This window comes from Streptomyces sp. NPDC044704 (assembly GCF_056433525.1).
The window spans coordinates 127,714-142,175 of record NZ_JBWKGY010000003.1 but is presented as its reverse complement, the minus strand read 5'-3'; the positions used below and the strand labels follow the sequence as shown (position 1 = coordinate 142,175).

Here is a 14,462-nt window from a genome sequence, read left to right as displayed (position 1 = left end):
TGGAACCGAAGCTTCCGTCCGGATGTCGGTGGCATCCGGCAGCATGTCCCGGATGAGCGAAGAGCTGCCCGCCTACGCGGAGCGGGTGCTGGAGGCGGCCGAGCGGATTCCGCCCGGCCGGGTGATGACGTACGGGGACGTCGCGGAGTGGCTCGGCGAGGGCGGACCGCGCCAAGTCGGGCGCGTCATGGCCCTGTACGGAGGAGCCGTGCCCTGGTGGCGGGTGGTGCGGGCGGACGGGAAACCCCTCCCGGGCAGCGAGCGGCGGGCCCTGGAGCACTACCGCACCGAGGGCACCCCGCTGCGCGAGACCCCGTCCGGCGAGCCGCGCCTGGCCATGCGGCGGGCCCGCTGGGACGGGCGCGACGGACGGGACGGAGGCGACGAGGCTCACACCTGACAGCTTCGGCCATGCGGAGCGGGGGCGGGCGGTCGAAGGCCCGTACGGGGGACGACACCCGGGGCCTCCGGGGCGACGTCCCGCCCTCCCGGGACGGACTGCGGCGGCCGCCGCGATTGGCGTAGCGTTGCCCCTTCGGCGTACGCGACGGGTGCGGCCACCGCAGTCCCCGCCGCCGCCACCACCGCAGCAACCGCAGACCCACCAGGACCGGCACCTCACGTGATCACCTCTTCCTCCGGCCGCTCAGAGCGGCGTACGCGGACCCCTGACGCGTACCGCCTGGTGCGCACCGGGCCGGAACAGGTGGCTCCCCCTGTCCTGGACGCAGCCCAGCGCGCGGTGGTTGATCACACCCGGGGACCACTGCTCGTCCTGGCCGGACCGGGCACGGGCAAGACCACCACCCTCATCGAGGCCGCCGCCGCCCGCGTCGAGGCCGGCACCGACCCCGCCCGCATCCTCATCCTCACCTTCAGCCGCAAGGCGGCCGTGGAACTCCGCGACCGGGCCGCCCTGCGCCTCGGCGGCGCCCGCGCCCCGCAGGCCACCACCTTCCACTCCTTCTGCTACGGCCTCGTCCGCGCCCACCAGGACCACGAGCTCTTCGCCGACCCGCTGCGACTGCTCTCCGGCCCCGAGCAGGACGTCATGGTCCGCACCCTGCTCGAAGGCCAGCGCCGCCTCCGCTCCATCCGCTGGCCGGACGACCTGCGCGCCGCGCTCACCACCCGCGGCTTCGCCGACGAGGTCCGCGCCGTCCTGGCCCGCGCCCGCGAGCTCGGCCTCGGCCCGGCCGCGCTCGACTCCTTCGCGACCCGCACCGGCCGCCCCGACTGGAAGGCGGCCGCCGCCTTCCTCTCCGAGTACCTCGACGTCCTCGACCTCCAGGGCGCCCTCGACTACGCGGAACTCCTCCACCGCGCCGTCCTGCTGGCCGAGGGCACCCCGTCCGTCGCCTCCGCCCACGACGTGATCCTCGTCGACGAGTACCAGGACACCGACGCCTCCCAGCTGCGCCTGCTGCGCGCCCTCAACGGCCCCGCCGGCACGCTCGTCGCCTTCGGCGACCCCGACCAGTCGATCTACGCCTTCCGCGGCGCCGACATCAACAACGTCCTCGACTTCGAGTCCGCCTTCCCGGGCGCGGCCGTACGGGCCCTCACCGTCGGCCGCCGCTCCGGCTCCGCCCTGCTCGCCGCCACCCGCCTGCTCACCACCCGCATGCCCGTACCGCGCCTGCCGTCCGCCGCCGTCAAGGCGCACCGGGCCCTACAGCCCGTGCGGGAGGGCGGTCGGGTCGAGGTGTACACGTACCCGACGGCCGGGTCCGAGCTCGACAACATCGCGGACGTCCTGCGCCGGGCCCACCTGGAGGACGGCGTCCCCTGGCGGGACATGGCCGTCCTGGTCCGCGCCGGCGGCCGCACCCTGCCGGCCATGCGCCGCGCCCTCATCGCGGCCGGAGTCCCCGCGGAAACCGACGCCGCCGCGACCGCCCTGCGCCACGAACCGGCCGTCGCCCCCCTCCTGACGGCCCTGCGCATCACGGCCACGGCCGCCACGGCCCCGCCGGCCGGTTCCGGTTCCGGTTCCGCCGAGGGCGGGGACCCCGCGGATGGTGGTGGTGCTGGTTCCGGTACCGGGCCGGACCCCGCCCCGGTGCGGGAAGCCGAGCCCGTTGCGGACTCCGCCGGGCGCCCGGCGGATACGGAGCCCCCCGCCCCGGCGGCCGGCTCCGCCGGTCCCGTCGAGGGCCCGGGCTTCGTCGCGGGCGAGGGCGAGGGCGAGGGCGAGGGCGAGGGTGAGGGCGCGGGTGAGGGCGACGGCCCGGCGGCCGGCCCGGTTCCGGACGCCGGGACGGTCGCGGACGGCGCCGGTGACGGCAGTGGCGGCGGAGCCGTGGGCTGGGTCGGGGTCGAGGACGCGCTCACGCTGCTCGGGTCCCCGCTCGGCGGCATGGACGCCGCCGACCTGCGCCGGCTCGGGCGGGCGCTGCGGGACGAGGAACGGGCCGCCGGTGTCACCGCCCCCGCACCCTCCGACGTCCTGCTGGCCCGGGCCCTCGCCGAGCCCGAGCGGCTCACCGCCCACGACCCCGCCTACGCCCGCGGCGCGCAGCGCCTCGGCCTGCTCCTGCGCAAGGCCCGCGAACTCCTCCAGGGCGGCGGCACCGCCGAAGAGGCCCTGTGGACCCTGTGGGACGGCACCCCCTGGCCGCAGCGCCTGGAACGCGGCGCCCGCCGCGGCGGCGCCGCCGGCCGCAACGCCGACCGCGACCTCGACGCCGTCTGCGCCCTCTTCGACAACGCCGCCCGCGCGGAGGACCGTACGGGCGGCCGCGGCGCGCTCAACTTCCTCGAACAGCTCGAAGCGGAGGACATCGCCGCCGACACCCTCACCACCCGGGCCGTCCGCGGCGACGCCGTCACCCTGATGACCGCCCACCGCTCCAAGGGCCTGGAGTGGGGACTCGTCGTCGTCGCCGGAGTCCAGGAAGGACTCTGGCCCGACCTGCGCCGCCGCGGCTCCCTCCTCGAAGCCGACCGCATCGGCCTCGACGGCCTCGCCGAACCCCTCACCCCCGGCGCGCTCCTCGCGGAGGAACGCCGGCTCTTCTACGTCGCCGCCACCCGCGCCCGCCACCGCCTCGTCGTCACCGCCGTCAAGGCCCCTGCCGAGGACGGCGACCAGCCCTCCCGTTTCCTCACCGAACTCGGCGTCACCCCCAAGGACGTCACCGGCCGCCCCCGCCGGCCCCTAGCCGTCCCCGCCCTCGTCGCCGAGCTGCGCGCCACCACCGTCGACCCCGACGCCTCCGAGGCCCTGCGCGACGCCGCCGCCCGCCGCCTCGCCCGCCTCGCCGCGCTCACCGACGACGAGGACCGCCCCCTCGTTCCCGCCGCGCACCCGCAGCGCTGGTGGGGCCTGTACGAACCCACCCGCTCCACCGTCCCGCTGCGCGACCGGGACCGGCCGGTCGCCCTCTCCGGCAGCGCCCTGGACCAGCTCGCCAACACCTGCTCCCTCCAGTGGTTCCTCGGCCGCGAGGTCAAGGCCGACGCCCCCTCCACCGCGGCCCAGGGCTTCGGCAACGTCGTCCACGTCCTCGCCGACGAGGTCGCCTCCGGCCGCACCCCCGCCGACCTCGCCGTCCTGATGGAACGCCTCGACTCCGTCTGGGACGCCCTCGCCTTCGACGCGCCCTGGAAGTCCCGCCAGGAGAAGGACAACGCCCGCGCCGCCCTGGAACGCTTCCTGCGCTGGCACACCACCGACCGCGGCGGCCGCGCCTCCGTCGCCACCGAGCACGACTTCGACGTCACCCTCGACGCGGGCGAGTACGCCGTGCGGATCCGCGGCTCCATGGACCGCGTCGAAGCCGACCCGCAGGGCCGCGCGTACGTCGTCGACTTCAAGACCGGCAAGGCCGCACCGACCAGGGACGAGGTCGCCCGGCACCCCCAGCTCGCCGTCTACCAGCTCGCCGTCCGCGAGGGCGCCGTCGACGAGGTCTTCGACGGGCTGCGCCCCGAACCGGGCGGCGCCGAACTCGTGCAGCTGCGCCAGGGCGCCGCCAAGAAGGACGGCGGCGACGAGATCCCGAAGGTCCAGGCCCAGCAGGCCCTCCACGACGGCCCCTCCGGCGCGTGGGTCGGCGACCTGCTGGCCACCGCCGCCGGACGGGTCCTCGACGAACGCTTCGCCCCCGCCACCGGCGAACACTGCAACCGCTGCTCCTTCCGCGGCGCGTGCAGCGCCCGCCCCGAGGGCCGCCAGACCGTGGAATGAGACGGCGGCGAGGAGTGTCGGTGCGGGCGGCTAGCCTTTTGAGGTGACCGCGTACGAGTCCGGGCGCGCGCCCGTCCTCACCGATCCCGAGCAGCTCAAGGAGCTCCTCGGGATCCCCTTCACGCCCGAACAGATGGCCTGCGTCACCGCCCCGCCCGCCCCCCAGGTCGTCGTCGCGGGCGCCGGCTCCGGCAAGACCACCGTGATGGCCGCCCGCGTGGTGTGGCTCGTCGGCACCGGCGCCGTCGCCCCCGAACAGGTCCTCGGACTGACCTTCACCAACAAGGCCGCCGGGGAACTCGCCGAGCGCGTCCGCAAGGCCCTCGGCCGTGCCGGGATCACCGACCCGGACCCCTCCCCGGCCGACGTGGAGTCCGGCTCGGCGGGCGGTGAGCCCCGCATCTCCACCTACCACGCCTTCGCCGGGCAGCTCCTGAAGGACCACGGCCTGCGCATCGGCCTGGAGCCCAGCGCCCGGCTCCTCGCCGACGCCACCCGCTTCCAGCTCGCCGCGAAGGTGCTCCGCGAGGCCCCGGGCCCGTACCCCTCCCTCACCAAATCCCTCCCCGACCTGGTCGGGGACCTCCTCGCCCTCGACGGGGAACTCTCCGAGCACCTCGTCGACCCGCCCGTCCTGCGCGCGTACGACACCGCCCTGCTGGACGCACTCGCCGACGCCAAGCTCACCAACGAGGACCTCCGCAAGGTCCCCGAAGCCGTACGCGGCCGTCTGGAACTGCTGGAGCTCGTCTCCCGCTACCGCGCCGCCAAACGCTCCCGCGACCTCTTCGACTTCGGCGACCAGATAGCCCTCTCCGCACAGCTCGCCACCACCCGGCCCGAGGTCGGAGCCCTGCTGCGCGAGGAGTTCCGGGTCGTCCTGCTCGACGAGTACCAGGACACCTCCGTCGCCCAGCGGCTGCTGCTGTCCGGTCTCTTCGGCGGGGGCACGGGGCATGCCGTCACCGCCGTCGGCGACCCCTGCCAGGCCATCTACGGCTGGCGCGGAGCCTCCGTCGCCAACCTCGACGACTTCCCCGAGCACTTCCCGCACGCCGACGGCAGCCCCGCCACCCGCCTCTCGCTCAGCGAGAACCGGCGCAGCGGCGGCCGCCTCCTCGACCTGGCCAACGGCCTCGCCGCCCCGCTGCGCGCCATGCACGAAGGGGTCGAGGCGCTGCGCCCCGCGCCGGGCGCCGAACGCGACGGCTCGGTCCGCTGCGCGCTGCTGGAGACCCACGCCGAGGAACTGGAGTGGCTCGGCGACTCCGTCGCCCACCTGGTGCGCACCGGGAAGGAACCGGGCGAGATCGCGGTGCTGTGCCGGTCCGCCGCCGACTTCGCGCGGATCCAGGCCGTCCTGGTGGCCCGGGACGTGCCGGTGGAGGTCGTCGGCCTGTCCGGGCTGCTGCACCTGCCCGAGGTCGCCGACCTGGTCTCCGTCTGCGAGGTGCTCCAGGACCCCGGGGCCAACGCCGCCCTGGTCCGGCTCCTCGTCGGCCCGCGCTGGCGGATCGGACCCCGCGACCTGGCCCTGCTCGGGCGCCGGGCCCGGCAGCTGGTCGCCCGCCCGTCCGGCCCCGGCTCCGGCCCCGACGGCCGTCTCGCCGCGGCCGTCGAAGGAGTCGACCCGGCGGAGGTCGTCTCCCTCGCCGACGCGCTGGAGACCTTCCTCGACGGCTCCGGCCAGACCCCCGACGACCTCCCCTTCTCGGCGGCCGCCCGCGTCCGGTTCGCGCACCTCGCACAGGAACTGCGGGACCTGCGGCGTTCCCTCGCCGACCCGCTGATGGACGTCCTGCACCGGGTGCTCGCCGCGACCGGGCTGGAGGTGGAGCTGTCCGCGTCCCCGCACGCCCTGGCGGCCCGCCGCCGGGAGACCCTGTCCCACTTCATGGACGTCGCCGCCGGCTTCGCCGCCCTGGACGGCGAGGCGACGCTGCTGGCCTTCCTCGGCTTCCTGCGCACCGCCGCCCAGTACGAGAAGGGCCTCGACCACGCCCTGCCCGGCGGGGAGAACACCGTCAAGGTCCTCACCGCCCACAAGTCCAAGGGGCTGGAGTGGGACGTGGTCGTCGTCCCCGACCTGTGCGCCGGGTCCTTCCCGAAGGAGAAGCCGCCGGAGGCCTGGACCTCGTACGCCAAGGTCCTCCCCTACGGGCTGCGCGGCGACGCCCCCACCCTGCCGGACGACCCGGCCTGGACCTCGGCCGGCCTGAAGTCCTTCAAGGCCGCCCTCAAGGAGCACAAGGCCGTCGAGGAACTCCGCCTCGGCTACGTGACCTTCACCCGCCCGCGCTCCCTCCTGCTGGCCTCCGGCCACTGGTGGGGCCCGACCCAGAAGAAGCGCCGCGGCCCCTCCGGCTTCCTGACCGCCCTGCACGACCACTGCGCGGCCGGCTTCGGGGAGATCGAGGCCTGGGCGGAGGAACCCGCCCCGGACGCCGAGAACCCGGCGCTCGCCGCGGAATCCGTCGCCGAGCACTCCTGGCCGCTGCCCCTCGACCCCGACTCGCTGGCCCTGCGCCGCCGGGCCGCCGCCCTGGTCGAGGCCCACCTCGCAAACCGCCCCGAACCGGCCCCCGCACCCGGCCCCGAGTCCGACCCCTACCTCTGGCCCCCGCACTGCGAGGACCCGACGGACGAAACCCCCTGGCCGGACCCCCCGGAAGACACCCCCTGGCCGGCCGGGCCCGCCGTACCCGCCGCCCGCGCCGACGGCCCGGGGCCGCTTTCCGACGACCCCTGGGCCGGGGAGCACGCCGTACCCGCCGCCCGCGCGGGGGCGCCCGAGCCGCTTTCCGACGACCCCTGGGCCGGGGAGAGCGCAGCGGACGGCGCGCCGGCCGGGGGCGGGGACGATCTGTGGGCCGGGGACGGGGACCTGTGGCCCGCCCGCCGCCCGTCGGCCGGGCCGAGCCGGGGGGACGACGACCCCTGGGCCGCGGAGCCCTGGGCGGCGGGAGCCGGCCCCGTCCCCCGACAGGCCGGCCGGGCCACCTTCACCCCCGAAGAGGCCCGCGCCATCGCCTCCTGGGACCGTGACCTCGACGCCCTCGAGGGCGAGCTCCGCCGGGCCCGCGCAGCCGTGCGCGACGTCGAGTTGCCCTCCGCCCTGTCCGCGAGCCAGCTGCTGCGACTCGCCGCCGACGAGCAGGGCTTCGTACGCGATCTCGCCCGCCCCATGCCCAAGCCCCCGCAGCCCGCCGCGCGCCAGGGCACCCGTTTCCACGCCTGGGTCGAGTCCCGCTTCGACGAGCTGCCCCTGCCGCACCTCGACCTCCTCGACCCCGTCGCCGAGCTGCCCGGCTCCGACCAGGAGATCGCCGACGAGGCCGACCTCGACTCCCTCAAGGCCGCCTTCGAGCGCAGCGAGTACGCCGAGCGCACCCCGTACCGGATGGAGGCCCCCGTCCAGCTGACCCTCGCCGGCCGCGTCATCCGGGGCCGCATCGACGCCGTCTACCGGAATCCCGACGGCTCGTACGAGGTCGTCGACTGGAAGACCGGCCGCACCACCCAGGCCGACCCCCTCCAGCTCGCCGTGTACCGGCTCGCCTGGGCGGAAGCCACCGGCACCCCCCTCGACCGGGTCGGCGCCGCCTTCCTCCACGTCCGCAGCGGCCGCGTGATACGCCCCCGCGACCTGCCCGACCGGGCCCGCCTTGAGCGGATCCTCCAAGGCAAATCGGGCACCGACGATGCCCCCCGGGCGGACGGCTAGGCTCGTGGGCATGAGCGAGATCCAGGCGGACAGCGTCGTCCGCGCGTACATCGACACCCACCGCACGGCCTTCCTCGGCGACCTCGCCGAGTGGCTGCGGATCCCTTCCGTCTCGGCCCAGCCCGAGCACGCGGACGACGTACGCCGCAGCGCCGACTGGCTCGCCGCCAAGCTCGCCGAAACCGGCTTCCCGGTCACCGAGGTCTGGCCGACCGACGGCGCCCCCGCCGTCTTCGCGCACTGGCCGAGCGAGGACCCGGACGCGCCCACCGTCCTCGTCTACGGACACCACGACGTCCAGCCCGCCGCCCTCGCCGACGGCTGGCACACCGAGCCCTTCGAGCCCGTCGTCAAGGACGGCCGGATGTACGGGCGCGGCGCGGCCGACGACAAGGGCCAGGTGTTCTTCCACACCCTCGGCGTCCGCGCGCACCTCGCCGCGACCGGCGCCGCCCCCGCCGTCCACCTCAAGCTCCTCATCGAGGGCGAGGAGGAGTCCGGCTCCCCGCACTTCCGGGACCTCGTCGAGGCCCGCGCCCAGCGCCTCGCCGCCGACGTCGTGATCGTCTCCGACACCGGCATGTGGTCCGAGACGACCCCCACCGTGTGCACCGGCATGCGCGGCGTCGCCGACTGCGAGATCGACTTCCACGGTCCCGACCAGGACATCCACTCCGGTGCCTTCGGCGGGGCCGTGCCCAATCCGGCCACCGTCGCCGCCCGCCTCGTCGCGGCCCTGCACGACGCGGACGAGCGGGTCACGGTCCCCGGCTTCTACGACCACGTCACCGAGCTGACCGACGCCGAACGCCGGCTGATCTCCGAGCTGCCCTTCGACGAGGCCGAGTGGCTCCGCACCGCCAAGTCGCACGCCGCCGCGGGCGAGGCCGACTACTCCACCCTGGAGCGCGTCTGGGCCCGCCCGACCGCCGAGGTCAACGGCATCGGCGGCGGCTACCAGGGCCCCGGCGGCAAGACGATCGTGCCCGCCTCCGCCCACCTGAAGCTGTCGTTCCGCCTGGTGTCGGGGCAGGACCCGTACGAGATCGAGGCGGCCGTCAAGGACTGGGTCGCCGCGCAGGTCCCCGACGGGATCCGGCACTCCATCACCTTCGGCGCACCCACCCGGCCGTGCCTGACCCCGCTGGACCACCCGGCGCTGCGGTCCGTCGTGCGGGCCATGGAACGCGCCTTCGGGCAGCAGGTCCGCTTCACCCGCGAGGGCGGCTCGGGGCCGGCGGCCGACCTCCAGGACGTCCTGGACGCGCCCGTCCTCTTCCTCGGGATCTCCGTACCCTCCGACGGCTGGCACTCGCCGAACGAGAAGGTCGAACTCGACCTGCTCCTCAAGGGCGTGGAGACCACCGCCTACCTGTGGGGCGACCTGGCCGAACACTGGAAGACCGGCTGAGCCCGCCCGCACACCCACCCATCGCCGCGCCTGCCTTGTCCCACCACCGGGGGAGTTGGAAGTACCTGTGAGCACCCGTACCGAGCGTCCGATCACGCTGGCCGCGCCGAGCGGAATCGACCGCGCCGCCCACCACCGCCTCGACGAGGCGTGGCTGGCCGCCGCCTGGAGCCACCCGACGACCCGCGTGTTCGTCGTCTCCGGCGGCCAGGTCCTCATCGACGACACCCCCGACGGCGGCACCGGCATCGTGATGACCCCGGCCTTCGAGGCCCCGGTCACCGAGACCCACCGCTACTTCCTGGGCACCGACGAGGACGGCGTACGGTACTTCGCGCTCCAGAAGGACTCCCTGCCGGGCCGCATGGACCAGTCGGCCCGCCCGGCCGGACTGCGCGAGGCCGGGCTCCTGCTGAACCCGCGCGACGCCGGGCTGATGGTGCACGCCGTGGCGCTGGAGAACTGGCAGCGGATGCACCGCTTCTGCTCCCGCTGCGGCGAGCGCACCGTGGTCGCGGCCGCCGGGCACATCCGCCGCTGCCCTGGCTGCGGCGCCGAGCACTACCCGCGCACCGACCCCGCGGTGATCATGCTGGTCACCGACGACCAGGACCGTGCGCTGCTGGGCCGCCAGGTGCACTGGCCGGAGGGCCGCTTCTCGACGCTCGCCGGGTTCGTCGAGCCGGGCGAGTCGATCGAGCAGTCGGTGATCCGCGAGGTGTGGGAGGAGGCGGGCGTCAAGGTCGGCGAGGTCGAGTACGTCGCGAGCCAGCCCTGGCCGTTCCCGTACAGCCTGATGCTGGGCTTCACCGCACGGGCCGTCACCTCGGAGATCACCGTCGACGGCGAGGAGATCGAGGAGGCCCGCTGGTTCTCGCGCGAGGACCTGGCCGAGGCGATCGAGCGGGGCGAGGTCACGCCCCCCGCCGGCGGCATCTCCATCGCGGCCCGGCTGGTCGAGCTCTGGTACGGGAAGCCGCTGCCGCGCCCGACGGCGTAACGTTCGTCACAGTCACAGTCACAGTCACAGTCACCGTCGCACTCACGGTCGCAGTCACCGGTACAGCAGAAGGCCCCCGCCGACGGGCGGGGGCCTTTCCGAGACCGCGACGGACCGCGGATCAGACGGCGAGGGCCTGCTTGACCTGGGCCAGGCTCGGGTTCGTCATGACGGACTCGTTGCCGCCGGCCGACTTCACGAGCACGGTCGGAACCGTCTGGTTGCCGCCGTTGGCCTTCTCCACGAACGCCGCGGACGCGGGGTCGAGCTCGATGTTGATCTCGTTGTACGCGATGCCTTCCCGGTCCAGCTGCTTCTTCAGCCGGTTGCAGTAGCCGCACCAGGTCGTGCTGTACATCGTGACGGTGCCCGTGTCCTGCATGCTGCGCTCTCCTTCGTGGGGGCCTCGGTGGTCCGAGTACTCGAACGCACGGGACCGCCGTGCCATTCCCGGCCCCCGCACCCGGCCCCGCACCCGGCCCCCCGCCCTCCGTACCGGTACGACGGATCCGCGGGGCCTGTGGACGGATTTCCCGCCCGCCCCACCGGACCTGGCAGCATGGCGGGGTGACAGCAGCAACGCACTCCTCAGCCTTCCCGGACGGCCCGGGCACCGGCGCGGCCGATGCCGACGCCGTGCTCCTGGGTCTCGACCCGGAGCAGCGCGAGGTCGCCACGACCCTGCGCGGACCGGTGTGCGTGCTGGCGGGCGCGGGCACCGGCAAGACCCGTGCCATCACCCACCGCATCGCCTACGGCGTCCGGTCCGGCCAGCTCATGCCGGCCAGCGTGCTGGCCGTCACCTTCACCAACCGCGCCGCCGGCGAGATGCGCGGACGCCTGCGCACCCTCGGCGCGGACGGCGTCCAGGCCCGCACCTTCCACTCCGCCGCCCTGCGCCAGCTCCAGTACTTCTGGCCCCGGGCGGTCGGCGGCGAGGTGCCCCGGCTGCTGGAACGCAAGATCCAGTTCGTGGCGGAGGCCGGAGCGCGCTGCCGCATCCGCCTCGACCGGAGCGAGCTGCGGGACGTCACCGGCGAGATCGAGTGGGCCAAGGTCACCCAGACCGTGCCCGCCGACTACCCGGCCGCCGCCCTCAAGGCGGGCCGCGAGGCCCCCAGGGACATGGCCGAGATCGCCCAGATCTACGGGACGTACGAGCAGCTCAAGCGCGACCGCGGCATGATCGACTTCGAGGACGTGCTGCTGCTGACCGTCGGCATCCTCCAGGACCGCCACGACATCGCCGAGCAGATCCGCAGCCAGTACCAGCACTTCGTGGTGGACGAGTACCAGGACGTCAGCCCCCTCCAGCAGCGCCTCCTCGAACTGTGGCTCGGCGACCGCGACAGCCTCTGCGTCGTCGGCGACGCCAGCCAGACGATCTACTCCTTCACCGGCGCCACCCCCGACCACCTGCTGAACTTCCGCACCCGGTACCCGCAGGCCACCGTGGTGAAGCTGATCCGCGACTACCGCTCCACCCCCCAGGTCGTCCACCTCGCCAACGGGCTGCTGAACCAGGCCAAGGGCCGGGCCGCCGAGCACCGGCTGGAGCTCGTCTCCCAGCGCGAGCCCGGCCCCGACCCGGTCTACGCCGAGTACCCGGACGAACCCGCCGAGGCCGAGGGCGTCGCCCGCCGCATCCGCGACCTGATCGCGGCCGGAGTCCCCGCCGGCGAGATCGCCGTGCTCTACCGCATCAACGCCCAGTCCGAGGTCTACGAACAGGCCCTCGCCGACGCCGGGGTCCCCTACCAGCTGCGCGGCGCCGAGCGCTTCTTCGAGCGCAGCGAGGTCCAGAAGGCCGTCCTCGCCCTGCGCGGCGCCGCCCGCTCCGGCGGCAGCAGCGACCCGCTGCTGGAGGACGTCGTCGAGCTGGGCTCCCAGGTCCGCGCCGTACTGAGCTCCACCGGCTGGACCAGCGAGCCGCCGGCCGGCTCCGGCGCCGTGCGCGACCAGTGGGAATCCCTGGCCGCGCTGGTCCGCCTCGCCGAGGACTTCGCCCGGAGCAGGCCGGGCGCCACCCTGGCCGACCTCACGCGCGAGCTCGACGAGCGGAAGGCCGCGCAGCACGCCCCGACGGTCCAGGGCGTCACCCTCGCCTCGCTGCACGCCGCGAAGGGCCTGGAATGGGACGCCGTGTTCCTCGCCGGCCTCACCGACGGCATGATGCCCATCACCTACGCGAAGACCGACGAGCAGGTCGAGGAGGAGCGCCGGCTCCTCTACGTCGGCGTGACCCGCGCCCGGCACCACCTGACGCTCTCCTGGGCCCTCTCCCGGACTCCCGGCGGCCGGGCCTCCCGACGCCCCAGCCGCTTCCTGAACGGCCTGCGGCCGGGCTCGGCGGCCCCGGGAACCGGCCCCGGCACCGGAGCCGACCGTGGCGTCCGCAAGCGCGGCCGCCGCGGCCCCGCGCTGTGCCGGGTCTGCGGCAAGACCCTGACCGAGGCCGGGGAGATCAAACTGATGCGCTGCGAAGACTGCCCGTCCGACATGGACGAAGGACTCTACGAGCGGCTGCGCGACTGGCGGGCCGGCCAGTCGAAGGCCCAGGGACTGCCCGCGTACTGCGTCTTCACGGACAAGACGCTGATGGCCATCGCGGAGGCCGCGCCCTCCGAGGCGGGCGAGCTCTCGATGATCTCCGGCGTCGGTGGCCGCAAGCTCGACCGGTACGGAGCGGATGTCCTGGCCATCTGTGCAGGCCAGGAGCCTGCGGGCGAGGATCCTGACGACGCGTAGAAACTCGTCGGAAAAATAGTTTGCACATGCCCAGCGAATCCCCATAGGTTCTTAGCAACGGAAACGGTGGCTTCTCCGAAGCCCTGGATCCGTGCTGTACTTATCCGAATACGCATGGGACTGGCCTTCGGGCCGGGTCCCCGAGACGCCGAGAGGAGGCGAGACCAGTGACCAGCTTCATGACCTTCACCAAAATGACCGATCGCTCGGTCGACGCTTCCTGCCTGCTCGGTTCCGTCTCGATCCTGGGCACCGGTCTGTCCGCGATTTCCGCCGGCAGCCCCGCCCTGCTCGCGACCCTTCCGGTCAGCGAGCGCAATGAGCGACCGACCAAGGCACTGGTGGCAGTAGCGGAAGCCCAGGCGCATGGCGCCTATGGCTTCGCGGCCGCAGCCGGTGCCGGAGCTCGGACGAAGCAGACGACGAAGCAGCAGCACCTGATGTGGGCCTTCCGCGGGCTCGAACCCTGGAGTGATCCAGTCTGATCGCAAGATCAGGCCGGCGCCTTCAGGGCCGCGGAACCCCACCAGGGATCCGCGGCCCTTCTGTTTGTCCCCGAACGGGGATGACGGAGCGAAGGGGCCTCGGGACTGGCAGAACCAGCCGCACCCGGCCAACCGGCCGGAACGACTAGACGAACAAGACGAGGAAGAAAACACCGTGCAACTCGAAGCGCACGCCCCGTCCGCACCGCAGACCCAAACGATCTCCCCGCCCGCAGTCCCGGAGGACTCCACCTTGACCCCCCTCACCGCGCTCACCGCGCTCGACGACGCCATCGAGAACCTCGGCGTCCCGGTTCCCTGCCGCACCTTCGACCCCGAGGTCTTCTTCGCCGAGTCCCCGGCCGACGTCGAGTACGCCAAGTCGCTCTGCGGCACCTGCCCCCTCGTCGAGGCCTGCCTCGCCGGGGCCAAGGAGCGCCGCGAGCCCTGGGGCGTCTGGGGTGGCGAGCTCTTCGTCCAGGGCGTCGTCGTCGCCCGGAAGCGGCCGCGTGGCCGTCCGCGCAAGAACCCGGTTGCAGCGGCATGACCGCCATCGGAACCATCGACCGCCCTCTGACGCACGACCCCCTGAAGCAGGCCCTCATGTCCCCCATCACCACCACGAGCGAGCAGCCGCACGGCTCCGCCACCGCAGACTTCATCACCGCCGGCGCGATCACCTCGCGTCAGAACAGGACCCGCGAAATGCAACTCATCCCAGAAGCCCTGGCCCGTGCCCATATGGACGACCGCATGCGTGAGGCGGACGCCGAGCGTCAAGCCCTGCGCCTGGTCGCCGCCCGGCGCATGCAGCGTCGAGCCGAGCGCGTGTCCCTGCGCGCCCGGCGCGCGCTGGCCATGGCCGTCATGCACTAAGAGCTGACGCAGCCGAACGAACAAGA

At 74.2% G+C, this 14,462-nt stretch carries 10 protein-coding genes; 9 read left to right on the top strand and 1 reads right to left on the bottom strand.

Features of this window, described 5'->3' with window-relative positions; all coding sequences use genetic code 11:
* The first annotated feature begins 22 nt into the window (after positions 1-22).
* The 5 genes from AC07B0_RS08120 to nudC all read left to right on the top strand — a co-directional run bounded on the left by AC07B0_RS08120 (position 23) and on the right by nudC (position 10,327).
* Complete coding sequence (locus AC07B0_RS08120) at positions 23-400, top strand: MGMT family protein (protein WP_467290300.1); 378 nt, start codon at positions 23-25, stop codon at positions 398-400.
* Between the two features lie 285 nt (positions 401-685).
* On the top strand, positions 686-4,192 hold the full coding sequence (locus AC07B0_RS08115) for an ATP-dependent helicase (RefSeq protein WP_478897594.1): 3,507 nt from the start codon (positions 686-688) through the stop codon (positions 4,190-4,192).
* A 43-nt stretch (positions 4,193-4,235) separates the two neighbouring features.
* Positions 4,236-7,916 (top strand): UvrD-helicase domain-containing protein, encoded by a 3,681-nt coding sequence (locus tag AC07B0_RS08110; RefSeq protein WP_478897316.1) that lies wholly within the window; start codon positions 4,236-4,238, stop codon positions 7,914-7,916.
* 10 nt (positions 7,917-7,926) lie between these two features.
* Complete coding sequence (locus AC07B0_RS08105; protein ID WP_478897314.1) at positions 7,927-9,327, top strand: dipeptidase; 1,401 nt, start codon at positions 7,927-7,929, stop codon at positions 9,325-9,327.
* A 55-nt stretch (positions 9,328-9,382) separates the two neighbouring features.
* Entirely contained in the window at positions 9,383-10,327 is a 945-nt protein-coding gene (gene nudC / locus AC07B0_RS08100; protein WP_356874540.1) for an NAD(+) diphosphatase, read from the top strand.
* Between the two features lie 121 nt (positions 10,328-10,448).
* Here nudC and AC07B0_RS08095 read toward each other — a convergent pair whose 3' ends face one another.
* The gene (locus AC07B0_RS08095) at positions 10,449-10,709 is read right to left on the bottom strand and encodes a mycoredoxin (protein WP_356874538.1); all 261 of its coding nucleotides are present in this window, start codon (positions 10,707-10,709) and stop codon (positions 10,449-10,451) included.
* Between the two features lie 185 nt (positions 10,710-10,894).
* On the opposite strand from AC07B0_RS08095, the gene AC07B0_RS08090 reads away from it, so the two are divergent.
* From AC07B0_RS08090 to AC07B0_RS08075, 4 genes are all read left to right on the top strand, one after another.
* Positions 10,895-13,075, top strand: a complete 2,181-nt coding sequence (locus AC07B0_RS08090) for an ATP-dependent DNA helicase UvrD2 (RefSeq protein ID WP_478897312.1) — start codon at positions 10,895-10,897, stop codon at positions 13,073-13,075.
* A gap of 179 nt (positions 13,076-13,254) precedes the next feature.
* Positions 13,255-13,560 carry a hypothetical protein gene (locus AC07B0_RS08085; protein WP_356874665.1) on the top strand — a complete coding sequence of 102 codons (306 nt, stop codon included), beginning with the start codon at positions 13,255-13,257 and terminating at the stop codon, positions 13,558-13,560.
* Between the two features lie 175 nt (positions 13,561-13,735).
* On the top strand, positions 13,736-14,107 hold the full coding sequence (locus AC07B0_RS08080) for a WhiB family transcriptional regulator (RefSeq protein WP_478897310.1): 372 nt from the start codon (positions 13,736-13,738) through the stop codon (positions 14,105-14,107).
* The gene (locus AC07B0_RS08075) at positions 14,104-14,436 is read left to right on the top strand and encodes a hypothetical protein (RefSeq protein WP_356874533.1); all 333 of its coding nucleotides are present in this window, start codon (positions 14,104-14,106) and stop codon (positions 14,434-14,436) included. Before AC07B0_RS08080 ends, AC07B0_RS08075 begins: the two co-directional genes overlap by 4 nt.
* Positions 14,437-14,462 lie beyond the last annotated feature (26 nt).

Coding starts and splice junctions, on each gene's coding strand:
- AC07B0_RS08120 (WP_467290300.1), top strand. CDS start 23: ATGTCGGTGGCATCCGGCAGCATGTCCCGGATGAGCGAAGAGCTGCCC.
- AC07B0_RS08095 (WP_356874538.1), bottom strand. CDS start 10,709: ATGCAGGACACGGGCACCGTCACGATGTACAGCACGACCTGGTGCGGC.
- AC07B0_RS08085 (WP_356874665.1), top strand. CDS start 13,255: ATGACCTTCACCAAAATGACCGATCGCTCGGTCGACGCTTCCTGCCTG.
- AC07B0_RS08075 (WP_356874533.1), top strand. CDS start 14,104: ATGACCGCCATCGGAACCATCGACCGCCCTCTGACGCACGACCCCCTG.
- AC07B0_RS08105 (WP_478897314.1), top strand. CDS start 7,927: ATGAGCGAGATCCAGGCGGACAGCGTCGTCCGCGCGTACATCGACACC.